At 66.6% G+C, this 24,092-nt stretch carries 24 protein-coding genes; 11 read left to right on the top strand and 13 right to left on the bottom strand.

Features of this window, described 5'->3' with window-relative positions; translation table 11 throughout:
* Positions 1–30 precede the first annotated feature (30 nt).
* On the bottom strand, positions 31–2,019 hold the full coding sequence (gene parE, locus F1643_RS19495; RefSeq protein WP_194914911.1) for a DNA topoisomerase IV subunit B: 1,989 nt from the start codon (positions 2,017–2,019) through the stop codon (positions 31–33).
* 108 nt (positions 2,020–2,127) lie between these two features.
* Here parE and F1643_RS19490 point away from each other — a divergent pair, with 108 nt between their 5' ends.
* A complete protein-coding gene (locus tag F1643_RS19490) occupies positions 2,128–2,523 on the top strand; it encodes an acyl-CoA thioesterase (protein WP_149221828.1) in 396 nt (131 codons plus the stop codon).
* A 240-nt stretch (positions 2,524–2,763) separates the two neighbouring features.
* Here F1643_RS19490 and F1643_RS19485 read toward each other — a convergent pair whose 3' ends face one another.
* From F1643_RS19485 to F1643_RS19470, 4 genes are all read right to left on the bottom strand, one after another.
* Positions 2,764–3,198, bottom strand: a complete 435-nt coding sequence (locus F1643_RS19485) for an ArsC/Spx/MgsR family protein (protein ID WP_194914910.1) — start codon at positions 3,196–3,198, stop codon at positions 2,764–2,766.
* Positions 3,199–3,348: 150 nt separating this feature from the next.
* Positions 3,349–4,377, bottom strand: a complete 1,029-nt coding sequence (locus F1643_RS19480) for an ABC transporter substrate-binding protein (protein WP_194914909.1) — start codon at positions 4,375–4,377, stop codon at positions 3,349–3,351.
* Positions 4,378–4,398: 21 nt separating this feature from the next.
* The gene (locus F1643_RS19475) at positions 4,399–5,199 is read right to left on the bottom strand and encodes an ABC transporter permease (RefSeq protein WP_194914908.1); all 801 of its coding nucleotides are present in this window, start codon (positions 5,197–5,199) and stop codon (positions 4,399–4,401) included.
* A 7-nt stretch (positions 5,200–5,206) separates the two neighbouring features.
* On the bottom strand, positions 5,207–6,028 hold the full coding sequence (locus F1643_RS19470) for an ABC transporter ATP-binding protein (protein WP_194914907.1): 822 nt from the start codon (positions 6,026–6,028) through the stop codon (positions 5,207–5,209).
* Positions 6,029–6,267: 239 nt separating this feature from the next.
* Between F1643_RS19470 and ftsH the strand changes: the two genes are divergently transcribed.
* The 5 genes from ftsH to F1643_RS19450 all read left to right on the top strand — a co-directional run bounded on the left by ftsH (position 6,268) and on the right by F1643_RS19450 (position 11,560).
* Complete coding sequence (gene ftsH, locus F1643_RS19465; protein ID WP_194914906.1) at positions 6,268–8,049, top strand: ATP-dependent zinc metalloprotease FtsH; 1,782 nt, start codon at positions 6,268–6,270, stop codon at positions 8,047–8,049.
* A 173-nt stretch (positions 8,050–8,222) separates the two neighbouring features.
* Positions 8,223–8,654 carry a hypothetical protein gene (locus tag F1643_RS24035; protein WP_255543066.1) on the top strand — a complete coding sequence of 144 codons (432 nt, stop codon included), beginning with the start codon at positions 8,223–8,225 and terminating at the stop codon, positions 8,652–8,654.
* Positions 8,615–9,028, top strand: coding sequence for a PhnD/SsuA/transferrin family substrate-binding protein (locus F1643_RS24030; RefSeq protein WP_255543065.1), 414 nt, complete (start codon positions 8,615–8,617; stop codon positions 9,026–9,028). Before F1643_RS24035 ends, F1643_RS24030 begins: the two co-directional genes overlap by 40 nt.
* The gene (locus tag F1643_RS19455) at positions 9,025–10,596 is read left to right on the top strand and encodes a SpoIIE family protein phosphatase (RefSeq protein ID WP_194914905.1); all 1,572 of its coding nucleotides are present in this window, start codon (positions 9,025–9,027) and stop codon (positions 10,594–10,596) included. Before F1643_RS24030 ends, F1643_RS19455 begins: the two co-directional genes overlap by 4 nt.
* A gap of 202 nt (positions 10,597–10,798) precedes the next feature.
* Positions 10,799–11,560, top strand: coding sequence for a response regulator transcription factor (locus F1643_RS19450; protein ID WP_194914903.1), 762 nt, complete (start codon positions 10,799–10,801; stop codon positions 11,558–11,560).
* Between the two features lies 1 nt (position 11,561).
* On the opposite strand, the gene F1643_RS19445 is transcribed toward F1643_RS19450, so the two are convergent.
* Genes F1643_RS19445 through F1643_RS19430 form a run of 4 tightly spaced genes read right to left on the bottom strand, consistent with a single transcriptional unit; the run spans position 11,562 to position 15,435 of the window.
* Positions 11,562–12,593: a sensor histidine kinase gene (locus F1643_RS19445; protein WP_194914900.1), complete on the bottom strand. Its 1,032-nt coding sequence runs from the start codon at positions 12,591–12,593 to the stop codon at positions 11,562–11,564.
* A complete protein-coding gene (locus F1643_RS19440) occupies positions 12,590–12,988 on the bottom strand; it encodes a DUF1987 domain-containing protein (RefSeq protein WP_194914898.1) in 399 nt (132 codons plus the stop codon). The genes F1643_RS19445 and F1643_RS19440 overlap by 4 nt, the downstream gene beginning before the upstream one ends.
* A gap of 23 nt (positions 12,989–13,011) precedes the next feature.
* Positions 13,012–13,656 (bottom strand): SiaB family protein kinase, encoded by a 645-nt coding sequence (locus F1643_RS19435; protein WP_255543063.1) that lies wholly within the window; start codon positions 13,654–13,656, stop codon positions 13,012–13,014.
* A 9-nt stretch (positions 13,657–13,665) separates the two neighbouring features.
* A complete protein-coding gene (locus tag F1643_RS19430; protein WP_194914896.1) occupies positions 13,666–15,435 on the bottom strand; it encodes a DUF3369 domain-containing protein in 1,770 nt (589 codons plus the stop codon).
* Positions 15,436–16,004: 569 nt separating this feature from the next.
* On the opposite strand from F1643_RS19430, the gene F1643_RS19425 reads away from it, so the two are divergent.
* Positions 16,005–17,639: a sensor histidine kinase gene (locus F1643_RS19425; protein ID WP_255543062.1), complete on the top strand. Its 1,635-nt coding sequence runs from the start codon at positions 16,005–16,007 to the stop codon at positions 17,637–17,639.
* 9 nt (positions 17,640–17,648) lie between these two features.
* On the opposite strand, the gene hisE is transcribed toward F1643_RS19425, so the two are convergent.
* Positions 17,649–18,038 (bottom strand): phosphoribosyl-ATP diphosphatase, encoded by a 390-nt coding sequence (gene hisE / locus F1643_RS19420; RefSeq protein ID WP_194914894.1) that lies wholly within the window; start codon positions 18,036–18,038, stop codon positions 17,649–17,651.
* Between the two features lie 262 nt (positions 18,039–18,300).
* On the opposite strand from hisE, the gene F1643_RS19415 reads away from it, so the two are divergent.
* Complete coding sequence (locus tag F1643_RS19415) at positions 18,301–18,495, top strand: hypothetical protein (protein ID WP_194914893.1); 195 nt, start codon at positions 18,301–18,303, stop codon at positions 18,493–18,495.
* Positions 18,496–18,536: 41 nt separating this feature from the next.
* A complete protein-coding gene (locus tag F1643_RS19410; RefSeq protein WP_194914892.1) occupies positions 18,537–18,734 on the top strand; it encodes a hypothetical protein in 198 nt (65 codons plus the stop codon).
* 127 nt (positions 18,735–18,861) lie between these two features.
* On the opposite strand, the gene F1643_RS19405 is transcribed toward F1643_RS19410, so the two are convergent.
* The gene (locus tag F1643_RS19405) at positions 18,862–19,599 is read right to left on the bottom strand and encodes a Crp/Fnr family transcriptional regulator (protein ID WP_370540714.1); all 738 of its coding nucleotides are present in this window, start codon (positions 19,597–19,599) and stop codon (positions 18,862–18,864) included.
* 189 nt (positions 19,600–19,788) lie between these two features.
* Here F1643_RS19405 and F1643_RS19400 point away from each other — a divergent pair, with 189 nt between their 5' ends.
* Both F1643_RS19400 and F1643_RS19395 read left to right on the top strand, forming a co-directional pair.
* Positions 19,789–20,190 (top strand): hypothetical protein, encoded by a 402-nt coding sequence (locus tag F1643_RS19400; protein ID WP_194914890.1) that lies wholly within the window; start codon positions 19,789–19,791, stop codon positions 20,188–20,190.
* 82 nt (positions 20,191–20,272) lie between these two features.
* Positions 20,273–21,091 (top strand): DUF502 domain-containing protein, encoded by an 819-nt coding sequence (locus F1643_RS19395; RefSeq protein WP_194914888.1) that lies wholly within the window; start codon positions 20,273–20,275, stop codon positions 21,089–21,091.
* On the opposite strand, the gene recG is transcribed toward F1643_RS19395, so the two are convergent.
* Together recG and F1643_RS19385 are read right to left on the bottom strand one after the other, a co-directional pair.
* Entirely contained in the window at positions 21,043–23,124 is a 2,082-nt protein-coding gene (gene recG, locus F1643_RS19390) for an ATP-dependent DNA helicase RecG (protein ID WP_194914886.1), read from the bottom strand. The genes F1643_RS19395 and recG overlap by 49 nt on opposite strands.
* 403 nt (positions 23,125–23,527) lie before the next feature.
* Positions 23,528–24,092, bottom strand: a 565-nt coding sequence (locus F1643_RS19385; protein WP_194914884.1) for a chemotaxis protein CheW, incomplete at its 5' end; no start/stop codon positions are given.

Below are 24,092 nucleotides of genomic sequence, written 5' to 3'. Positions count from 1 at the left end.
CGATGACAGGTCCGTCGACAAGAGCATGACCTACACGTCGATGTCGTCCGCCTTCACGAACTTCGCGTTATCCTGGATGAAGCGGAAGCGAAGCTCCGCCTTCTTGCCCATCAACTCCTCGACCAGGGAGCGGGTGCGCTCGAACTCCGGCTTTTCTTCCGGATCGGCGGCATTGGGCACGACCACGCGCAGCAGCGAGCGCTTGGACGGGTCCATCGTCGTGTCGCGCAGCTGGGCCGGCATCATCTCGCCCAGGCCCTTGAAGCGGCTGATGTCGGGCTTCTTGCCCTTGAACATCTTCGACAGCAGCTCGTCCTTGTGGGCGTCGTCGCGGGCATAGACCTGCTTGTTGCCGTGGCTGAGGCGGTAGAGCGGCGGCAGGGCGAGATACAGGTGGCCTTCCTGGATCAGGCCCGGCATCTCGCGGTAGAAGAAGGTCATCAGCAGGGAGGCGATGTGGGCGCCGTCGACGTCGGCGTCCGTCATGATGATGACCCGCTCGTAGCGCAGCTTGTCGGTCGAAAAATCCTTGCCGATGCCGCAGCCCAGCGCCTGGGTCAGGTCGTTCAGCTCCTGGTTGGCCTTCATCTTGTCGACCGACGCGCTGGCGACGTTCAGGATCTTGCCGCGAAGCGGCAGGATGGCCTGGGTCTCGCGCTGGCGCGCCTGCTTGGCGGAGCCGCCGGCCGAGTCGCCCTCCACCAGGAACAGTTCGGTGCCCTCGGGAGAGTTGCGCGAGCAGTCCGCCAGCTTGCCGGGAAGGCGCAGGCGGCGGGTTGCCGACTTGCGCGTCATCTCCTTGGACTGCTTGCGGCGCGCCCGCTCCTCCGCCTTTTCGATCAGGCGCTCCAGCAGGGCGTTGGTGCTCTGCGGATCGCCGGACAGCCAATGGTCGAAATGGTCCTTCACCGCGGTCTCGACGAGGCGCTGTGCCTCCGCCGTCACCAGCTTCTCCTTGGTCTGGCCCTGGAAATGCGGTTCGCGGATGAAGACCGACAGCAGGATGCAGGCGTCGCCCATCACGTCGTCGGCGGTGACCTGCCCGGCTCGCTTGTTGTTCGTCAGCTCGCCATAGGCCTTCAGGCCGCGGGTCAGCGCGGTGCGCAGGCCGGCCTCGTGCGTGCCGCCCTGGGGAGTCGGCACGGTGTTGCAGTAGGTGTGCGAGAAGCCTTCATCGTCATCCGGCCACGCCACCGCCCATTCCACCCGGCCCTGGCCGTTGGGGAAGTCGAGCGCACCGGCGAAGGGCGCCCGCGTCAACGTCTTGCGGTCCTTCAGCGCAGCGGTCAGATAGTCCTGAAGTCCGCCCGGGAAATGCAGGGTCTCCGATGCCGGCGTGGTGGCGTCGACCGACAGCAGCGCCGGATCGCAGCTCCACCGGATCTCCACCCCACGGAACAGATAGGCCTTGGAGCGCGCCAGCCGGTACAGCCGGTGCGGTTCGAAATGAGCGGTCTCGCCGAAGATTTCGGGGTCGGCGTGGAATCTGATGGTGGTCCCGCGGCGGTTGACGTTGCCACGGTGGGCCAGCGGCCCCTGCGGCAGGCCGCGGCTGTATTCCTGGACGTAGAGCTGCTTTTCGCGGGCGATCTCCACGGTCAGCCGGTCCGACAGGGCGTTCACCACCGACAGGCCGACGCCGTGCAGGCCGCCCGAGGTCTGGTAGACCTTGTTGGAGAATTTGCCGCCGGAGTGCAGCGTGGTCATGATGACCTCCAACGCCGACTTGCCCGGATATTTCGGGTGGTCGTCGATGGGGATGCCGCGCCCGTTGTCGCGGACCATCACCGTGCCGTCTGCGGCCAACTCCAGGTCGATGCGGCTGGCATGTCCGGCCACTGCCTCGTCCATGGCGTTGTCCAGCACCTCCGCCACCAGATGGTGCAGCGCACGGTCGTCGGTGCCGCCGATATACATGCCCGGCCGGCGCCGGACGGGCTCCAGCCCCTCCAGAACCTCGATATCCTGGGCGGAGTAGCTGTCGGCCTTGGGGGCCGTGTTCTCGAAAAGATCGCTCATGACGGGATGATAGGAATTTCGTCAGGGGTGCGCAAGCGCATCCTGTGCCGTTTATAGTGCGGTGCCACAAGCTTTTGTGCAGGAAATTTTCGTAATGCCGGAGGAAGCATGAGCGCAGCGCACGCATACGACTTCGACAATGGACCCGCCCTGCGGGCCATCGCGATGCCGGCGGACACCAATCCGAACGGCGACATCTTCGGCGGCTGGCTGCTGGCTCAGATGGATCTGGCCGGCGGCACGGTGGCGGTACGGCGCAGCCACGGCCGCGTCGCCACCGTCGGCATCGAGGCGATGACCTTCCACAAGCCGGTCTTCGTCGGCGACGAGGTCAGCTGCTTCGCCCGGATCGAGAAGGTCGGCCGCACCTCGCTGCGCGTCCGTATCGAGACCTGGGTGCGGCGCGAGCGTTCCGGCTCCGACCCGATCAAGGTCACGGAAGGCGTGTTCACCTACGTCGCCATCGGCGAGGACCGCAAGCCACGCGAAGTGCCGCCGGAGTGAGGTTCGTCTGGTCCGGGGCGGTGGTTGGAATGCCAAGCCGCATCGTCGCGGGCAAGCTGGAACACGGATTACACGGATTTTGACACGGATTACACGGATCGGGTTGTTTCCGCAGAACGCACCCGCGGGTACGGAAAGCGCTGCACTGCACAGTTCCGTGAAATCCGGCTCCAATCCGTGTAATCCGTGTCGATTCTTGTCGGCGCTTGCCGCAAGTCGCGGTCAGGCGGTTGCCTGTCCTTACGCCGCCGGCGCCTTGACGAAATGCTGGTGGCCGTGGTCGCACTGGCCGCGGGCGTGCTTGTCGTCGCAGCTTTCGCCGGAGGTCAGGCCGATCCAGCCATGCAACGTGGTGGGGTCGAAGCCGGCCTCGCGGCGGTCGCCGGCCTGGATCAGCGGCCGGCGGATCAGGTCGCGGTCGGCCAGCATGGCGGACAGTGCGGCGGATTCGTCGAGATTTTCGGGATTGACGGCGCCCGACTTCACTGCGGCGGCGCGGCGGTTGAACCAGGCGTCGACATCCTTGTCGCCGAAGAAGGCACGGAGGTCGTCCGCGGTCAGTTCGGCGGTGGCAAGATCGCGTTCGACCAGCGTGTGACCGGCGGCGGTCAGTTGCTGCTTCTGCTTGGCGTTCGCCGGGCAACCGGCCATTCCGTAGAAAATCACCTCGGCCATGGGGCACTCCGCTGTCGGGTGGACGGACCTGACCGGGAAGCAATCAGGACCGATTTCGTCCAGTCTAACGGCAGCGCAGCATGGAAGAGGGCGCGACGGAATGTCGCGCCCACATTTTTTCCATGGGTATTCGGGAGCAGAGCGCGAGGCTTACTTCTGCAGGCGCTTCAGGGAATCCTCGACATACTGGTTGGTGTAGGTCTTGGACAAATCGATGCTGGTCGACGCCACCGCCGGGTCGAAGGCCTTCAGCACCTTCAGCGCGGCATCGGCACCGACCTGGGTGAATCGGCCGTCCGGCGAATAGGTCGGCTTCGAATGCTCGAAGGCCTCGGCGTAGAGCGACTTGTTGCCCAGGAAATACTCCTCCGGCAGCACCTTCAGCACGTCATCCGTACTGGCCTTGTTCAGCCACAGCATGGTGCGGACGAACACGTCGGTCAGGGCCTGCGTGGTCTTCGGGTTCTCCTTGATGAAGTCGGGCTTCATATAGAGCACCGCGGCGGGATAGGGACCGCCATAGACATCCATGGTGCCCTTTTCCGTCCGGGTGTCGAGCAGGACGGTGATGTCGCCATCGGCCTGCGCCTGGCTGATGACCGGGTCCAGGTTGACGATGGCGTCGATTTCCCCGCGCTTGATCGCCGCGATGGCGCTGGGTCCGCCGCCGACGCCGATGACCGACGCATCCTCCGGCTTCATGCCCTTGGAGGTCAGAACATAGTTCAGCATGAAGTTGGTTGAGGAACCGGGCGCGGTCACGCCGACCTTCTTGCCCCTCAGGTCCTCCACCGACTTGATGGTGCCGGCCTTGTTGACGGCAGCCAGCACGATGCCAGGATAGCGGCCGAGCTGGGCCACCGCCACGATGGGCTGGCCCTTGGCCTGCATCTGGATGGTGTGGTCGTAGGCGCCGGTCACCACGTCGGCCGAGCCGCCGATCAGGGCCTGCAGGCTCTTGGCGCCGCCGCCGAAGTCGCTGATCTCGACCGCCAGCCCGGCTTCCTTGAAGTAGCCCAGCCGCTCGGCCAGCGTCAGCGGCAGGTAATAGAGCAGCGGCTTGCCGCCGACCGCGATCTTGATGTCGGTCTTCTCAAGCTTGCCCTGCGCCGCGGCCAGACCGGCCGTTCCCAGCGTCATGACGACCGCGGCGGCAGCGATCAGCGATTTGAATTTCATTGGTTCCCTCCCTCATGGATTTCAGTGCTGCCCGCCGCTGGTATCCTGCGGGCGCCAGTGCAGAAGCCGCTTTTCGATCATGGTGACGGCGGCATCGATCAGGACGACGAAGATCGTCAGCACGAGCATGCCGGAGAACACGCCGACCGTGTCGAACACGCCTTCCGCCTGATGGATGCGGTAGCCGAGCCCGGCGGCGGAGCCCAGATATTCGCCCACCACCGCACCGACCATGGCGAAGCCGACGGCGGTGTGCAGCGAGGAGAAGACCCAGGACAGGGCCGATGGCAGATAGACGTGCCGGAACAGGTCGCGGGAGCTGGCGCCCAGCATGCGGGCATTGGCCAGCACGACCGGGCTGACCTCCTTCACGCCCTGGTAGACGTTGAAGAAGACGATGAAGAAGACCAGCGTCACCCCCAGCGCCACCTTCGACCAGATGCCGAGCCCGAGCCACAGCGCGAAGATCGGCGCCAGGACCACGCGGGGCAGTGCGTTGATCGCCTTGATGTAGGGATCGAAGACGAGGGAGACCAACGGCGCGCGGGCGAACCAGAAGCCGAAGGCGATGCCGGCAACGGTCCCGATGACGAAGGCCAGCGCCGTCTCCAGCAGCGTGATGCCCAGGTGATACCAGATGACGCCCGAGGCGAAATCCGCCCAGGTGCGGGCCAGCACCGCCCCCGGCGTGCCGAAGAAGAAGGGGCTGAGGATCCTGGTGTCGGTCAGGACGTGCCAGATCAGGAAGAAGGCGATCAGGACGCCCAGTTGCAGCAGCAGGATGACCGGACGGCCGGGAAGGCGTTTGGCATGGGATCTCATGATGTCGTCACCGCAGCTTGGTCTGGGCGTAGCCCTTCAGAACTTCGTCGCGCAGCTGGCCCCAGATTTCCTTGTGAAGGTCCAGGAACTGCGGCGTCATGCGGATTTCCGCCACGTCGCGCGGACGCTCCAGGTCGATGCGGTACTCGCCGATCAGCCGCGCGCCGGGGCCGGCGGACAGCACCAGCACCCGGTCGGACATGGCAATCGCCTCCTCCAGGTCGTGGGTGATGAAGACCACCGACTTGCGGTCCGCCGCCCACAGGTCCAGCAGCTCGTTTTCCATCATCTGGCGGGTCTGGACGTCGAGCGCCGAGAAGGGCTCGTCCATCAGGATGATCTTCGGATCGACGATCAGCGTCTGGGCCAGCGCCACGCGCTTGCGCATGCCGCCCGACAGCTGATGCGGAAATCGGTCGCCGAACCCCTCCAGCCCGACGCGGGACAGCCAGGGCAGCGCACGCTCCCGCGCCTCCGCCTTGGAGACGCCGCGGAACTCCAGCCCGGCGGCGACATTGTCGAGCGCCGATTTCCAGGGCATCAGCGCTTCGGCCTGGAACATGTATCCGGCCCGGGGATTGATGCCGGTCACCGGCTGCCCGAAGGAAAGCGCGCGGCCCTCGCTGGGCTTCAGCAGGCCGGCAGCGACATTCAGCATCGTCGACTTGCCGCTGCCGGTCGGGCCGACGATCGACACGAACTCGCCGTCCGCGACGGTGAAGCTGGCTCCCTGTACGGCAGTATAGGAACGTCCCCGGCCGTCGGGTGAAGGAAAGGTGCAGGTCACGCCGTCCAGCTGGAGGGCGGGCGCCGCGGCGGCCTCGGCCATATCGGTGTGGTCCTTATCGTTCGGGCGGATCACTTTGGTTGGGAAAGCATACTGTCCGAACTTCCGCCTATCGGCAACCGATTGAGATCGCCGTCGAATCCCAAGGGAGCCATTCCGCAAACGCACCGCTTACGGTGTCAAAGAAGGGACCGGGGGCGTTAACGGTTGCCGCGGCGGCGGCATGTCCCGCATCAATGTCATAGACCGAAAGCCAGTCCCTATATTTTCGCGGAGCCGAGATGCCCACGCTGCCGAAACGTCCGTTGATTGCGCTTGCCGTCCTGGCCGCCCTGCTCGCCGCGTGGCTCGGCTTCGCGGCGTGGTACGATCACAGCCGGCGGGCGGACGAACAGCCGGCGACCTACAGCGCGCTGATCGAACGGGCCGGCCGTGGCGAGATCGAGTCCGTCACCTTCTCCAACGGGACGGGCCATGCGGTGGCCACCGACGGCAGCCGCTATCGCATCGTGATGCCGGTCACCGACGATCTGCTGAAGGAGATGCGCAGCCACAAGGTCGCCATCGCCTTCGACGAGGGGCCGGACGGGCTGATGGCGCAGACGGTCCGCGTGCTCGACCGCGCAGCGCCCTTCCTGGTGGTGGCCCTGCTGATCGGCGGGCTGCTGCTCAGCGGCGGGCAGTTCTTCGGCATGGGACGCGCCACCCGCGTGCGCCCGGAGGACACCAACACCGTCTTCGCCGACGTGGCGGGCGTGGACGAGGCGAAGGAAGAACTGCGCGAAACGGTGCAGTTCCTGAAGGATCCGCGCCGCTTCGCCATGGCCGGTGCCCGCGTGCCGAAGGGCATCCTGCTGGTCGGTCCGCCCGGCACCGGCAAGACCATGCTGGCCAAGGCCGCGGCGGGCGAGGCCGGCGTGCCCTTCTTCGCCGCCTCGGGTTCCGATTTCGTCGAGATGTTCGTCGGGTTGGGCGCGGCGCGCGTCCGCAGCCTGTTCAAGACCGCCCGCGCCAACGCGCCCTGCATCCTGTTCATCGACGAGATCGACGCTCTGGCCGGCAAGCGCGGCGAATCGACCAGCCATTCGGAACGCGAGCAGACGCTGAACCAGCTGCTGGTCGAGATGGACGGCATCGTCGAAGGTGGCGAGGTGGTTGTGATCGCCGCCACCAACCGGTCGGAGATGCTGGACGCCGCTGTGTTGCGCCCCGGCCGCTTCGACCGTCACATCCATGTCAGCCTGCCCGACGTGGCAGGGCGCGAGGCCATCCTGGGCGTCCATGCCGGCCGGCTGACGCTGGCGCCCGACGTTTGCGCCCGCACCGTGGCGCGCGGCACCCCCGGTTTCTCCGGCGCCGAACTCGCCAACCTGACCAACGAGGCCGCCCTGTCGGCGGCACGTCAGGGCCGGGTCGTCGTCACCATGGCGGACTACGAGGCCGCCAAAGACCGTGTGCTGATGGGCACCGAGCGCCGCAGCCTCGCCCTGTCGGCGCACGAACGGCGGCTGATCGCGGTCCACGAGGCCGGCCATGCGCTGGTGTCCCTGCGCTGCCCGCAGGCCGACCCGATCCACAAGGCCACCATCATCCCGCGCGGCGGTGCCCTGGGCATGGTGGTGCGGCTGCCGGAAGGCGACCGCGTCTCGGTTTCGCGTGCCAAGCTGATGGCGGACATCGCCGTCGCCATGGCCGGCCGGGCGGCGGAGGAAATCGTCTTCGGCCACGATCACGTCACCACCGGTGCCGAGGCCGACTTCCGCGCCGCCACCGACCTCGCCCGCCGCATGGTCACGGCCTGGGGGATGAGCGAGGAGATCGGCTATGTCGCCCATGCCGCCGCCGAACCGGGCGCCCGGTCCGAGCGGACCGCTTGGCGCATCGACGAGGAGGTCCGCCGCCTCACCGACGAAGGGATGGAGCATGCCCGCCGCCTGCTGCGCACCGACCGCGCCGCGCTCGACGGCATCACCAAGGCCCTTCTGGAGCGCGAGACCCTGAGCGGAAACGAGATCACCGAACTGGCCGACAGCCAGCAGGAGCGCGCAACGGAAGCGGCCTGAGTCCTCGGGAGTTCGGGGAGGGTACGGTCGGCATTTCCAGCCTGCCCATTTACCGACATCCGTCAGTCGCCAGCCGTGTCCACCGGCAGGAAATGTCCCGCGTTGCGACATAGGTGCATACCGGGGTAGATTAATCTTGGTTGTAGTGAGATGACACGAGGGAGGGGGACGCGATGACGGGACCGCTATCCCGCCGCACGGTTTTGCGAACCGCGCTGCCCGTCCTCGCCTCCTTGCCCCTGCTGGCGGGCCGCCTGGGTCCGTCGCACGCGGCGCCTGCAGATGCTCCGGCAGTCATCAAGGTCGGCGCCTACGAATTTCCCCCTTACGTCGACGAGACGGGCGGCGGCGTTACCCGCGACCTGCTGGACCTGTTCAACGCCGCCCAGTCGGAACGGCGGTTCGAGATGGTCCGCACCGCTCCGCAGCGGCGGTACGACGACCTGGAACAGGGGCGGTTCGACATGATTGCCTTCGAATGCGGCAATTGGGGCTGGCAAGGCCGCCCGGTCGAAGCCAGCCGGCCGTTCCTGCGCGACGCCGAGGTGTTCATCGCCCGGGTGGCGTGGCCCCCGGCATCGACCAGCGCTATTTCGACGATCTGACCGGCAAGTCGATTCTCGGACGGCTCGGCTTCCATTACGCGTTCGCCGGGTTCGAGGCCGACCCGAAGATCCTCGAACAGCGGTTCCGCACCCGCGTCACGGTGACGCATGAGGGCAATGTCCGCAGCGTCGTCGCCGGCCGGGCCGATCTCGCCATCGTCACCCGCTCCTTCCTGACCCGCTTCCTGCAGCGCGAGCCCGAACTGGCCCGGCAGCTGGTGGTGTCCGAGCGCACCGACCAGATTTACGAGCACACCATCCTGACACGTCGGGGCGGAGCCGTCGCGACCGCTTGGCTCGATTCGCTGCTCGACCGGCTCGCCGGGGACGGGCGCCTGGAGATGCTGTGGCGGCGGAGCGGGATCGTGTCGTGAGGCGCCGCTCCTCCTTGCTGGCGCGGGTGGCCGGGGCGATCCTGCTGACGACCGCTACCATCGGATCGGCGGCCGTGCTGCTGTCGGAATGGATCGTGGAGGGCCAGCGCCACCAGGACCTGCTGCGCCAGGCCGAACTGGTCGCGGCGACCCAGGCCGACGCGCTGAGCGGCCCGGTGTGGGAACTGGACAACCGCAGCGCCCAGCGGATGATCGAGGCGCTGACCGGCCGCGATCCCGCCATCCGCTCCATCACGGTTTTCGAGACCGACCGCGAGGTGCCGCTGGCCGAGATTGGCGTCGGCGGCAAGGACGCCGCCGAACACATCACCGTCCAACGGCCCATCGTCCTGCACGGGCGCGAGGGACGGGTCCAGACGGTGGGAACCCTGCGGATCGCCTATTCGACGGCGGAGGTCCGGCAGGCGACCCTGGATGCGCTGGTGCCGGTGGTCGGCCTTCTGCTGCTGTCGCTGCTGGGGGCGATGGCGGTTCTGGGCCTGACGCTGAACCGCATGGTGCTGCGCCCGTTGCGCCGGCTGACCCAATTGGCCAGCGCCATGGCGCGCGGCGACTATGGCGCCCGCATGGACACCGGCCGCACCGACGAGATCGGCGTGCTGGCGGACGGCTTCAACCGCATGGCGGCCACCGTCCAGGACCACACCGGCACGCTGGAAAGCCGGGTCCGCGAACGGACCGAGGCGCTGGCCGCCACCAACCGCGCCATCATGGACAGCATCAACTACGCGCAGCTGATCCAATCCGCCATCCTGCCATCTGCCGATACGTTGTCGGCCGGCCTCACCGAGCATTTCGTCCTGTGGCGCCCGCGCGACGTGGTCAGCGGCGATTTCTATGTCTGCCGGGAGGTGCCGGACGGATATGTCGTCGCGGTCGCCGACTGCACGGGGCATGGCGTGCCCGGCGCCTTCATGACGATGACCGCCAGCGCGATGCTGAACAACGCACTGGACCTCCTGGGCGCGTCCGACCCGGCCGCGGTGCTTGCCGCCGTCGACCGCAAGGTCCGCGCCGCCCTTCACCAGGAGGGAGAAGCCCGCAACGGAGCCGAGTGCTTCGACAACGGTCTTGATCTTGCGCTCTGCCACATCCGGCCCGGCGAAGGGAGGCTGGTTTATGCCGGCGCGCGCATTCCCCTGCTGGTCGTCACCGGCGATGGCGTGACGGAACTGCGCGGCGACCGGCGCAGCCTGGGCTACCGTCCGGCCGGGAAGCCCGCCAGCTGGTGTGGAGCCGAGTCGTCCTTCACGAATCACGGCGTTCTCCTGCGACCGGGCCAGACCTTCATCCTGGGAACCGACGGACTGGCCGATCAGAGCGGCGGCGAACGCGGACGGAGCTTCGGCAGAGCCCGCCTGCGGGAAATGCTCCGGCAGGACGGCACCGGCCCGCTGGACAGGCTGAAATCGGAGTTGGAATCCTCCCTCGACCGCTTTCAATCGGGCCGCGAACAGCGCGACGACATCACGCTGTTCGGGTTCCGCGTGCGGCTGACCGACGCAGCGGCCGCTCCCCAGCAGCGAACCGGCCGGCAGGCCGCATGAAAGGCCTGGACCGTTTGCGCGAATCTGTTACAGAGATGTCACCTTTTGTAACAGGTTGTGACGCGCCATCTGCGACAGGTCAGGGACAGGTTCACAGGTCGCTTTCGAAGCTTATCAACTTTGTTTTAAAATTTAGGCATCCTAGGGTATGTTCCACCCGTTGGAGTGGTGTGCATAGGCGCGGCAACAGGGAGAGCACGGCATGGCAGGTCCGACGATCGTCGTGGTCGAAGATGAGAGTTCGCTCCGGTCCGACATGGTGGAATACCTGACGGGCTGCGGATTTCATGCGATCGGCGCACGCGATGGTGCGGAACTCGACCGTCTGCTCCAGAGCAACGACGCGTCCATCGTGGTCCTGGATGTGAACCTGCCGGACAAGGACGGGTTCAAGATCGCGGCACGTCTGCGCGACGGCCATGGCGCCGGCATCATCATGGTCACCGCCCGCAGTTCCACCGTCGACCGCGTGGTCGGGCTGGAGATCGGCGCCGACGCCTATCTGGTGAAGCCGGTCGAATTGCGCGAACTGGAAGCGCAGGTGAAATCGCTGCTGCGCCGGCTGAGCGAGCGTGCCGCCGAGTCGGCGGTCCAGGCCGCCGGTACCGCCGCACCAGCCGACGCCGTCCATGACGGCATCGACGAGGCGCGCTGGTCGCTGGACCCCACGGAATGGAGCCTGACCAATCCGGCCGGCATCCGCATCAGCCTGACCAGCATGGAAATGAAGCTGACCAGCCTGCTGGCCGCCCAGGCGCGCAAGCCGGCGACTCGCGACCAGATTTCCCAGGCTCTGTACAATCGCCGCTGGAACCCGGAAGACCGTTCCATCGACACCGTCGTCGGCCGCCTGCGCCACAAGGTGGAGGGCGCCATCGGCGGCCCTGCCCCGCTGAAGTCGGTACATGGCGTCGGATATGTCTTCTCCGCCCCGATCCGGGTGATGGGCGCGGCACAAGGATAAGTCAGTCCTGCCCCGGTGTCCGGCGCGGGAACAGCAGCGTGAAGCTGGTCCCTTGGTCCGGCATGCTGTCCACCGTGATCGATCCCTTCAGAACGCCGACCACCAGATTGTGGACGATGTGCAGCCCCAGCCCGCTGCCGCCGCGCCCGCGCCCGCGCCGCGTGGTAAAGAACGGCTCGAACACACGGGCACGGTGCTCTTCGCTCATGCCACGGCCATTGTCGGTGAAGCGCAGTCGGACGGTATCCGGAGTCGGAAGATCCACCGCAATCGCCATGTCGCCCGGCCGGCCATCGGCAAAGGCATGGGTCAGGGCGTTCATCACCAGGTTCGACAGGATCTGCGACAGCACGCCCGGATAGCTGTCCAATTCCAGATCGCCGGGGCAGTTCACCGCCACCGCATGGCCGGACGGCCGAAGCTTCGGCTGCAGGCTGACCAGCGTATCCTGAATATAGGCGGCAAGATTGACGCCGCGCCGCTCCGCGCTGGCCCGGTCTACCGCAACCTGCTTGAAGCCGGCGATCAACTGCGACGCCCGTTCGCAATTGCCCAGGATCAGGTCGGTGGTGTCGATGGCGGTGGTGAGATAGCGGGCGAATTCCGCCTTTCCCAATTCCCCTTCCTCCGCCCGGTGGCGCAAGGCCTGGGTCGCATCGGCAAGATGGGACGCGCAGGAAACGGCGATCCCGACCGGCGTGTTGATCTCGTGTGCGACCCCGGCGACGAGCGCACCGAGGGAAGCCAGCTTTTCCGACTGGACCATCGCCTCCTGCGCCTCGCGCAGGCTTTCCAGTGCGGCTTCAGCCTCGCTGCGCCGGCGTTCCAGTTCGTGGTTGGCGTCACTCAACTGGGCCTGCAGGCGGTCGCTGACCCGCACCAGCCGCTGCTGCTCCCGCGTGCTGAGTTCGAAGGCGGCGACGAGTTCGCGGTATTCGGACAGGCACTGAGGTGCCAGTGCCTCCAGCCTCTTCTCCAGCGCACGGGCCTTGGCGAGCGCCTCCTCCTCAGCAGCGAAGAGGTTGAAGCTCATGGGCTGCCGCCGGAGGGGATCTCCCGCATCCGGAAGACGACATGCCGCAGATCCTCGGCGAAATCCTCGCCCAGTTCGCGCATGGACTCGTCGTTTTCCTCCACGCACCAGGTCAGCGTCACCGGCCGGCCGGCCTTCGCCACGGTCTCCAGCATCTGGAAGATGTTCATCAACGCTTTGGCACTGGAACTGTTGAAATACAGCAATTCCATGTCGAAACGGATCGCACCGCCGTCGGGATGGGCCAGATAGCCACGCAGCGCGTCGAACACCGGGCCGAAGAAACCGGCAACGACGTCGGGATAGGATTCGCCTGTCATTCGTAAATGGCCGCCGGCGAAGTCGAAAGAGACGCCCGGCGTGCGTCCGGTGGCGGGGATGGTCAGGCTGTCCATGGCTCGTCGCTCGGTTCGGCCGCTCAGACGCGGACCTTGAGGCAGAAGAAGCTGCGGTCCGCGTCCATCGCGTTGAAATCATAGTCGATGGGATCGCTGGCCCGCCGGGCGATCTCGATCAGTCCCAGGGTCGCGCCGCGACTGCCGTCGTCCGGCTCCTCCCGAAGCCGTTCACGGTAGTAGCTCTTGATGCCATTGCGGTCGAGGCTCTTCAGATGGTCCAGCCGCTGCTTCAGGCGCGGAACGTCGCCGTTGCGCACGGTGTTGCCGCAGACGATGAAGACCTTGCCGTCCTCCACCCCGATGGTCACCATTCCGGCGCTGAGTTCGACCGCGCGGCCGGCGCGGCCCGACATCTTTTCCGCCGAATAGCGGATGATGTTCTGCATCTGCTCGACAAAGACGGAAAAGACCCGGCGGATGGTGGGGCCGTCCGCCTCTTCCAGAGCCATCTTTTCCCGCAACGCCTCACCCAGGGAGTAAAGTATCCCTTCCGACAAGTATCCACTGAAGGAAAACAGAATACCTTTGTCATCCAGATCGCGTTTTATCGCCGCATACTGCTGTGCAAGCATGGGAGCCGCCAGATTTTCCGTCAGTGCCGGACATGTGCCGACTATCTCATTCCTTATGCCAAAGGGCCATACCCTTTCGACCAGGCGCGTCATCGGGTGCCATCACACCGGCAATACGAACCGGAAGGTCGATCCCTTGCCGAGTTCGCTGTCCACCGCCACGGCACCGCCATGAAGCAGGACGATCTGCTGGACCGTGTGCAGTCCGATGCCGGTCCCCGGAATGCCCGAGGCGCCGGAGCCACGGAAGAAGCGGTCGAACAGGCGTGGTATCTCCGGATCCGGAATGCCCCGGCCATGGTCGGTCACCTCGATCACGGCCATGGCGCCGTCCGTATCGCCATGCAGCAGGATCGGGCCGCCCGGTCCCGAATATTTGACCGCATTGTTGACCAGATTGGTCAGGACCAGCCCGATAAGATGGGCGTCGATTTCCACCCGATGCGGCAACCGATCCAATTCCATCCGGAATTCACGCTCCGGATAGGCGACGCGAAAGGGACGGACGACGCTGCGGATCAGATCGGGGAGATCGACCTCCGCGCGTTCGAGCACAAGCGCGTTGCTCTGCAGCCGTTCGTCGGTCAGATGGGCGTCGATCAGGCCGGTCAAGCGCTGGACACTGCCACGGATCACCGCCAGCCTTTCCAACATCTCCGGTTCCACCTGTTCCGCCTTCATGGCGAGCAGTTGGGCTGCGCTGTCGATGATGGCGAGCGGGGTGCGGAACTCGTGGCTGACCATGCCCAGGAACTGGCGTTGGCGGTCGCGCGCCAGCAATTCGCGCTCCAGTGCCCGCTCCACCCGTTCCTTGGCCAGGATCAGCGCCTTCTGGTTGGCGGCCAGTTCGTTGGTGCGCTCCTCCACGCGCCGCTCGAGCGAGCGGTTCAGCGCCACCAGTTCCTCATACAGGCAGACATTGTCGAAGCCGATCGCGACACGGTTGCAGAACAGCTCCAGCAGCCGGTGCTCGTCGGCGGTGTAGGGCTCCGCCCGCTCCAGCCGGAAGACGGTCACGCCATGCTCGCGCGTGCGGAAAGCCAGGACACAACGGTCGTCCCGGTACAGGTTGCGCTGGCTCCGCAGCGCATCCTCGACCTCCGCCGCGGCGTCGGCCGGAAGAACATCGGAAACGGGCATGCCGATGCTGCGGGCGAACTCCCCAAGTCCGGCCACCAGCGCGACCGACCGGCTGCCGTCACCGCGCTCCAGCGGCCGGCAGGCAAGCACGGAGGGGGTACCGCCCGGATCGACGAGGCGGGCAATCTGCTCCACCAGCTGTTCGACGAAAGCGCGCATCGACCGCATTTGGAACAAGGAGGCCGATGCACTGAGGATTCGCTCCAGCCCCTGCCTGTTGCGTTCGATCGTCACGATGTCTCGCCACGCCCGCAACGCGCTGACCAGCGTGGTGAACAGGCGCTGCGCCGTCAACTCGCTCTTGGCCTTGTAGTCGTTGATGTCGTAGCCGACGATGACGTCGCGCTCCGGCGCCTGCCCCGGCTGGCCGGTGCGCAGGATGATGCGCATGCGCTGGTTTCCCAACTCCTCCCGGATGTGCCGGACCAGCCTGAGGCCGGCATCCTCCGTCTCCATCACCACGTCCAGCAGGGCGACGGGAAGGTCCGGCCGCAGCGCCAGCACCGCCTTCGCCTCTTCCGCCGACAGGGCGCTGACCACCTCGAAGGGACGGCCGTCGAAGTCGAAATCGCGCAGGAGCACCGCGGTCATGGCATGAACCTGCGGGTCGTCGTCCACCACCAGGATGGGCCAGGGCAAGCCGGACTGCCGTTGAGGACGTACCGCCATGACGATCCCGTCCTCCGGACCGAACAGCAGCTCGTCGTCCGGTCCGCCATCCATCCCCATCATGCCCCCACCTCCCCGTGACCTGCGCAGGTTGGCCCCGCCCCCTGCCCGACCTGCCTGTACGACGTTCAGGTACAATGGAAGCATTGTAAGTCGCCGCTTCCAAGACCGATTCGCCTCCTTCGTTAGCATTCGTTTCAATTTGTCGCATATGACCGAAGATTGTCGCCGGCCGCCGATAATCTTCGGGAAGAAGATGCCGTCATGGTCAGCGACGGAAGCTTCCGCAGTGAAAGGTTCAGGGTATTTACGACCACCGGGTTTCCACTTGGCAACGTCGCGCCTCTGCGCGTCTTTTTCCCCTGGGCCCGGATGGTTTCCTTCCGCGTCCCCGCCGTTACGCGCCGTACGGCGATGTCCCCACTCCACGGCCCGACCATAGCGAGATAACCATCCCACATAAATCCCTATATGGTTGTAGGATGACGGGAGTGGGAGGTTGCGCTATGCTTGAACGTAACCATCGCCCTCCATCAACGGAACGCCACGTCCAGATGACCCCTGCCGGCTTCGAACAGGACGCACGCGCCGCCGGGACTCCGATACCCGTGCAAGAGCCGGGTGCGGTTCGAATGGAACGCAAGGCCGCCTCGCCGGCGGTCCTGGCGCTGCTGGCTGTCGCCCTTGCCCTGGCGGTCGCGATGCTGGCGATCGCCACCCACCAATACCGCGGTCAGGTGATGGCGGAGGCGGAGAGCCGCAGCACCGCGATCGCCCGCGTGCTGGAAGAGCATGCGGCAAAGACTCTCGGCATCCATGCCATGACGCTGTCCCATCTGGAATGGATGGTCAACGATCTGGGATGGGAGCGGATAGACGGTTCCCCCCTGCTTCACGAACGGCTGAAGACGCTGGCCTCGCAAACGCCGGAGGTTCAGTCCTACTGGATCACCGACGAAACGGGACGTGTCCGCGCCAGCAGCTTCGAATGGCCGATGCGCGTGCTGAGCGCCGCCGACCGCGAGTATTTCCGCGCCCATCTCGGTGCCGGGGACGCCATCCATATCGGTCCGCGGCTGAGCGGCAAGATCAACTCGGAAATCTTCTTCACCCTCAGCCGCCGGATGGAATTGCCCGGCAACCGGTTCCAGGGCGTGGTGCAGATCTCTCTTCTGCCGAGCTATTTCGCCGATTTCTACCGGTCGGTGCTGCATGATCCGCGCGACGTCATCCTGCTTCTGCGCGAAGATGGCCAGGCGATCGTCCGGGAACCCCTGGGCAGCGCCCCGGACCGCGCCGACATCGGCCAATTTCCGGAGCTGGTCACCACGCCCGACGCGAACGGCACCTTCCGCGCCGTGACCTCCTTCGACGGGGTGGAACGGGTGCTGGCCCGCCGCAAGGTGCCGAATCTCCCGGTCTATGTGGTCTATGGCACCGACATCGCCTCCATCGAAGCGGCATGGCGCAACCGGGTGGAGCCCTATGCCCTGTTCGCCGTCCCGTCGATCGGACTGCTCGGACTGCTCGGCGTCATCGCGCTGCGCCGGTCGCGGCAGGCAGCCGACGCGCAGGACGCGCTGAGCCGCGCCAACGAAGCACTGGAGAGCCGCATCGCCGAGCGCACCCGCCACCTGGACCGCGCGCTGGCCGACAAGGAGGTGCTGCTGCGCGACATCCATCACCGGGTGAAGAACAATCTGCAGGTCATTCTCAGCCTGCTGGAATTGCAGGCCCAGCGCTCGCCGGAACTGGAGGCGCCGTTCAGCGAAGCGCTGAGCCGTATCAACACGATGGGACTGATCCATGAGCAGATCTACCGCTCGACCGGAGTGTCCTCGGTCCGGCTCGACAATTTCATCGAGGCGCTGGTCGGCCATCTCGGCAGCTTCCACAGGCGTCCGGGTCGGGAGATCGCCATTCATCACGACGTGGAGCCGGTGGCCGTCGATTTGAACAGGGTGGTTCCCTTCGCCCTGATCCTGAACGAGGTGCTGTCGAACGCCTTCAAGCATGCCTTTGCGGATCGCTGTTCCGGCACCATCACCATCACCGTCACGGCTGAAGACGGCATGTTGCACCTGGCGGTGGCGGACGACGGCACAGGCACCCCCGAACCGGAGCCGGTGGCCGAGCCGGGACGGCGCTCCATGGGTATGGATCTGATCCGCGCCTTCGCCCGCCAAATCCGCGGCGAGTACCACTACACCCGCACAGGCGGCACACGCTTCGACCTCGTCTTCCCGCAGGAGGACGAGGTGTCCTGACGGCGCGGTTCAGCGCTTTCCGCGTTTGGCCGCTGCGGTTGCCACGCCGTTGATCGGATCGTCGGACTTCGGCAGTTTTTCCGCGATCCCGAAGGCCAGTTCCCTCCGGCGCAGTTCCGCCAGGATTTCGTCGGGTGCGATGTCCAGGTCCGCCAGCAGGACGACGAGGTTGTAGAGAAGGTCGGCTCCTTCCATCACCAGCGCGTCGCGGTCGCCGCGCATTGCCTCGATCGCCACTTCGATTGCTTCCTCCCCCACCTTGCGCGCCATGCGGGCACGCCCCTGCGCCAGCAGCTTGGCCGTGCGTGAGGCTTCGGGAACGGCGGAGGGCTCGCGCCGCAGGGTTTGCACGGCATCGTACAGGCTGCGGAGCGGATCGGGACCGATGTACTGAACCATGGACTTGAAGTCGTTTTTTCAGCCTGGACTGTCAAGACGTTGGTTGGTCTACCGAACATTTCAGCCGCGCTGTGGGAGCACCTCCGACGGGTCGATCGGCCGCGGAAGCTTCGTTATACTGATTAATTGATATTCAAATGATCAGCCCAAGAAAACCTGGGTGCAGCTGTAATTTTTGCAGCAGCCAGCAATGCAGAGGAAGCGTATTTGGCATTGGGTATACCAGTGTACAGTCTCCTCACCAGCTTGATGGAGACCGATCATGACCACCACCACTTTCCAGCCCGGCACCGACAACCACGCTTCGACGGATGCCCTGCACGCCGTCGCCGAATTCCCGGTGGCCTGGTTCGAAGCCACCCCCGCCTATCTGGTCTTGCGCCCGGTTGCAGCCTTCCTGCGCGAATGGGTCGCCGCCACCCCGGCCGGCATCGTCTTCGGCCTGCTGAAGCACTGACCCCACCCACGACCTGCCCGCTTACTCCAACGGAGACCATCATGAGCAGCCTCAGCCTTCATCGCGGTGATCACGACATCCATGGCGACGGCCTGTCGCTGCAACCGGTCCGCGATTTCATCGCCGACTGGCTGGAAGCCACCCCGGCGGCCGTCGCGATGCGTCCGGTCGGCGCCTTCCTGGCGGACTGGGTGCGGGCCACCCCCATGGCGATCCTGATCCGCTCGCTGCAGCGCTGACCTCGGCGCAGCACATCGACCGGAACCGAAAGGCGACCGCGGCACTGCCCATTCACACGGGCGGCCGCGGCCTTTTCATTTTTGGGCTTGCTTGTCCTCCGGCGGGCAGAGCCCCGTCTTCGGCGCGTCACACGCCGCCGCGGACATCCTCAACCAGCAGTTCCAGCTTCGGCAGGTCGCGCACCACCAGCGCATCGGAACGCCGTTCCAGAACACCGTCGCGGGTCAGATCGCTCAGCACGCGGGCAACGGTCTCGCGGGTCGTGCTGACACGGGCGGCGATGTCTGAATGAACCGGAATGGGGGCGATGATCGCCGAGGCCCCCCGCCGGGCGCCCCGTTTGGCAAGGCGCAGAAGCTCGGCGTGGATGCGGTTGTTGGCGCCAAGCGTCGACAGTTCCATGATGCGGTCGGTGGCGCTGCGCAGTTTGTCGCACAGCCGCAGCATCATCGCCATCGCCAGTTCGGGATGGGCAGCCACCAATAGCTGGAAAGGTCGGGCCGGCAGGAAGGCGATCAAGGCCCCCTCCCCCAGCGCCACGACCGAAGCGGAGCGCGGCCGGCCGTCCAGCGCCGACATTTCCCCGACCAGTTCCCCGCTTTCGATGTCGCTGAAGCTCACCTCGCGCCCTCCGGCGGAATGGCTGACCACACGCACGCGCCCGTCCACGATGAAGGCGACGTCACGGGTTTCAGCCCAATGGTCGATCAACTGCTCGTCCGGGGCGAAGCGGCGCCAGCGGCATTGGCGCGCCACGTTCGACCGCTGGTCCGCGGTCAGCGGGTGCAGCAGCGCGATGCGGTCCAGCCCGGCGTGCGGCGCTTCGGGCACGGCGTCCAGGTTCGGCAACTCGGCTTTTGACACGGGACTGTTCGGCCTCCGGCCCGGATTGCTTGTTGCGCGAAAGGATAGCGCGACCTGCACAAAGGGGGAAGGCGTTGTGACCAATGGCCGGTGTCAACCCTCCGTTAACGCTGAGCGGGCAGAAGGGACTCTAGACCCCGCCGAACAATCCCCCCTCCGCCCCCTCACCTTGCTGCCGGAGCGTCGATCATGCCCAGCCTGTTCTCCGTGCCCACCGCCCGCCGCGTCGACTCCCAGCGCCTGCTGTCGGTCGCCCTGATCCCCCTCGCCGCGTCCATCGCCATGGCGAGCACGGTCGCAGCCACCGGCTTCACCGCCAGCCCGCTTGGCGAATCGACCAGCACGCTCGGCTTCCTCCTGGACTTCACCACATTCTGCTATCTGGCCGTCGCCATGGCCCACCTTTCGGGCGCGATCGCCGACCGCACCTGCGGCGGGATGGCCGCCGGCCTGTCGATGGATGAGTACGACGCGCCGGAGCCGATCTCCGGCGAAGAGTTCTGGCAGGCTTTCCCCAACCATGTCGATGGCGCCGCCATCGCCGGGGCCGTCACCCTGCTGTGCGTGATCGCCGGATCGCTTGTCGGCTGACTCTTCCGCTCCACACGGCAGTTGAGAGCGGCGCGCGCTTGCCCCACTATGGCGCGGGCAGACGACAGGCGGATGGACAGGCGTGAGCGGAGATCAGAAGGACCTGAAGGCACAGGAAAAAGCTCAGCCGGTGGAGCCGGCGCGGCACCGCCGCGAGGGCATCGGCTTCATGGGGCGCCTGCGCGCCTATTTCCTGGCCGGCATCCTGGTCACCGCCCCCATCGCCATCACCGCCTATATCGCCTGGTGGTTCGTTTCGCTGATCGACGGCCATATCCGGCCCCTGATCCCCAGCGCCTACAACCCTGAAAACTACCTGCCCTTCTCGATCCCCGGCCTTGGGCTGCTGGTGGTGATCCTCGTCGTCACGCTGATCGGCGCCTTTGCCGCCGGCTATGTCGGCCGGCTGGTCCTGGGCGTCGGCGAAGGGGTGGTCGGGCGCATGCCGGTCGTCCGCTCCGTCTATGGCGCGGTGAAGCAGATCTTCGAGACCGTGCTGGCCAAGAAGTCCAACGCCTTCCGCGAGGTGGTGATCGTCCAGTATCCGCGCACCGGCGCGTGGTCGCTGGGCTTCATCACCGGCAACGCCCATCCGGAAGTGCAGTTGAAGCTGGCCGGACAGGCGGAGGACATCGTCAATGTCTTCATCCCCTGTGCCCCGCCCACCGCCGGATATCTGGCGATGGTTCCGCGACGCGACGTGATCGTGCTGAACATGTCGGTCGAAGACGGCCTGAAGCTGGTGATGTCCGGCGGCATCGTCGTTCCGCCCGACCGCCGCCCGACCCTGGTGGAGCCGCCGGGCGACCATAGCCCGGCCGACCATAGCCAGGATCAGAACGACGACCTGGATCAGCCCGACCGCAAGGTCTTGGCCGCCGCGTCGCGTTCGAAGAGATAGAGCAGGGTCCGCAACGCCTGCCCGCGCGGACTGGCGAGGTCCGGATCACGCTCCACCACCAGCCGGGCGTCGTCGCGCGCCACCGCCAGCAGATCCCCATGAACCGCCAGATCGGCCAGCCGGAAGCCCGGAAGGCCGGACTGACGCGTGCCCAGCACCTCGCCGGCACCGCGCAGGCGCAAATCCTCCTCGGCGATGACGAAGCCGTCCTCGGTGTCGCGCAGCGTTTTCAGCCGCGCCCGCGCCGTCTCGGTCAGGTTCGACTCGAACAGCAGAAGGCAGCTCGACGGCTTCTCGCCGCGCCCGACCCGGCCGCGCAGCTGATGGAGCTGGGCAAGCCCGAAACGCTCGGCATGCTCGATCACCATCACCGTCGCTTCCGGCACGTTCACGCCGACCTCGATCACCGTGGTGGCGACCAGAACGTCGAGGCTGCCGGCTGCGAAGGCGGCCATCACCGCATCCTTGTCCGGCCCGCGCATCTTGCCATGCACCAGCCCGACGCGGTCGCCGAAGGTGGCGCGCAGGAAAGCGTGGCGTTCGGTGGCGGCAGCAAGATCGCTCTGTTCCGATTCGTCGACCAGCGGGCAGACCCAATAGACCCTGGCCCCCTCCGCCACCTTGCGCTGGATGCCGTTGACCACCTCCTCCAGCCGGTCGAGGGCGATGGTGACGGTCTGCACCGGCTTGCGGCCGGCAGGCTTCTCGGTCAGGCGCGACACGTCCATGTCGCCGTAGGCGGTCAGCGTCAGGGTGCGCGGGATCGGCGTCGCGGTCATCACCAGCACGTCCACCGCCCGCCCCTTGGCCGACAGCTGCAGGCGCTGATGGACGCCGAACCGGTGCTGTTCGTCGATCACCGCCAGCGCCAGATCCTTGAAGGCGACATCCTCCTGGAACAGGGCGTGGGTGCCGACCAGCAGCGGCAGCTCTCCCGACGCCAGCCGGTCGAGCACCGCCTGTCGCGCCTTGCCCTTGTCGCGCCCGGTCAGCAGCCCGATCTCCACCCCCGCAGCCTTGCACAGCGGCGCCAGGCTCTCGGCATGCTGGCGGGCGAGGATCTCGGTCGGCGCCATCAGGGCGGCCTGGGCACCGGCCTCCACCGCATTCAGCATCGCCATCAGCGCGACGACGGTCTTGCCGCTGCCGACATCGCCCTGCAGCAGCCGCAGCATGCGCCGCTCGGCGGCCATGTCGGCGTAGATGTCCTCCAGCGACGCAGCCTGCGAACCCGTCAGCGAGAAGGGCAGCGCCGCCAGCGCGGCGCGGCGCAGGCTACCGTCGCCCTGCGTCACCCGCCCGGCCAACCGCCGCTGGCTGGCCCGCACCAGCATCAACGCCAATTGGTTCGCCAGCAGCTCGTCATAGGCGAGGCGGCAGCGGATGGGAGCGGTGGCGGCGAGGTCGCCCTCGTCCTCCGGCGTGTGGGCGCGGGTCAGCGCCTCCGCCCAGGTCGGCCATTGCCGGCGGGCGAGCCAGGCCAGGTCCTGCCATTCGTCGAGCCGGGGAATATCGCCGAGAGCGGCGCGCACCGCCTTGCGCAGGGTCTTGGCCGGCAGGCCGGCAGTCATGGGATAGACCGGCTCCACCAGTTCCAGGTCTTCCTTCGAATCGACCGGAACCACGGCATCGGGGTGGGTGATCTGGGCGGTATCGTTGAACCACTCCACCTTGCCGGAGACCACCATGGTGGTTCCCGCCGGAATCTGCTTCGACAACCAATCGCCGCGGATGTGGAAGTAAACCAACTCCAGAATGCCGGTCTCGTCGGTGCAGCGGATCTTGTAGGGGTGGCGCGGGTTCACCGGCGGCGCGTGCGAATCGATGCGCACCGTCAGGGTGGCGATGCGGCCGTGCGGCGCCTGCGCGATCTTCGGCGAGAAGCGGCGGTCGACCACCCCGCAGGGCAGATGCCAGAGCAGGTCGACCACATGGGCGCCGGCCAGCTTCTCCACCAGCTTGCCCAGCCGGGGGCCGAGGCCGGGGAGTGCCGTGACCGGTTTAAACAGCGGAAACAGGATGGCGGGACGCACGGGCGGGACGCTATCGGAAAGCCTTGGACGGCCTTCAGAAAGCCGGTTGGACGGGGCGGCGTCAAGGCCGCTGGACGCGATCGGAGAAAAGGGAGATCGGGGGAAAAGAAGGAACGGCGGAGCACACCCAGGGCCGGGGGCCTGCGGTGGGGGGCAACGTCGGCCGCGAAATGGCCCAGGACGCGCTCCGCCGATAGGTACCGTCCGGAGGCAAACGGGAGAACCGGACGGTCATGTCCGATGGCAGGGGACCATCGGGAAGAGACACCAGATGAGAAGACGCTCTGGATGACTGGCCGGTGTTTCAGGGGGGCTGGCCCGACCGCGTCACAAGAAGGACATTAGCCCGGCCGCCCTGTCCCGAACCTGACCCGACCATGAAATCGGCGTCATGAACCGGCGTTCATGACGGGGTGGAGGGGCCGGGGTGGTGGGCCGGAGCGGCGGCCTCCCGCCGCTGTGCCGCGGCAGCCAGACGGTACAGTTCGTCGCCGTCCAGGATGATGACGATGCGGCCGTCGTTCAGAAGGGAGACGCCGCCGACCCCAGGCACCTCGGCAAGGCCGGGATGGCTTTCGCGGACGAACAGGTCGCCCCGGCGCAGCAGCTTGTCGATCTCCAACCCGATGCGGCGGTTGCCGTGGCGGAGCACGACGACAAGGCGCTGGCCTGGGCCGGCTGGCGGCCATTCGCCTTCCGCCGGGAAACCCAACGCGTCAGCCAGCCGGACCACCGGCAGCACGCGCTTGCGGCGCATCACGGTCCAGCAGCCGGACACGAGATGGAAGTCGTCGGCGGTGAGGCCGCTGACCTCCTCGACAAAGCGGTCGGGAATCGCCAGCACCTGATCGTCCACCTGGACCAGCAGGGTACGCAGTATCGCGGCCGACAGCGGCAGGTCGATGGCGAAGGCTGTGCCCGCCCCCTCCCGCGTGCGGGTGGCGATGCTGCCGCCAAGCCGCGTGATC

This window comes from Azospirillum sp. INR13 (assembly GCF_015390205.1).
Classification (GTDB): domain Bacteria; phylum Pseudomonadota; class Alphaproteobacteria; order Azospirillales; family Azospirillaceae; genus Azospirillum.
Note: the sequence above shows the minus strand (reverse complement) of the source record. Positions and strands in the feature narration are given on the sequence as shown.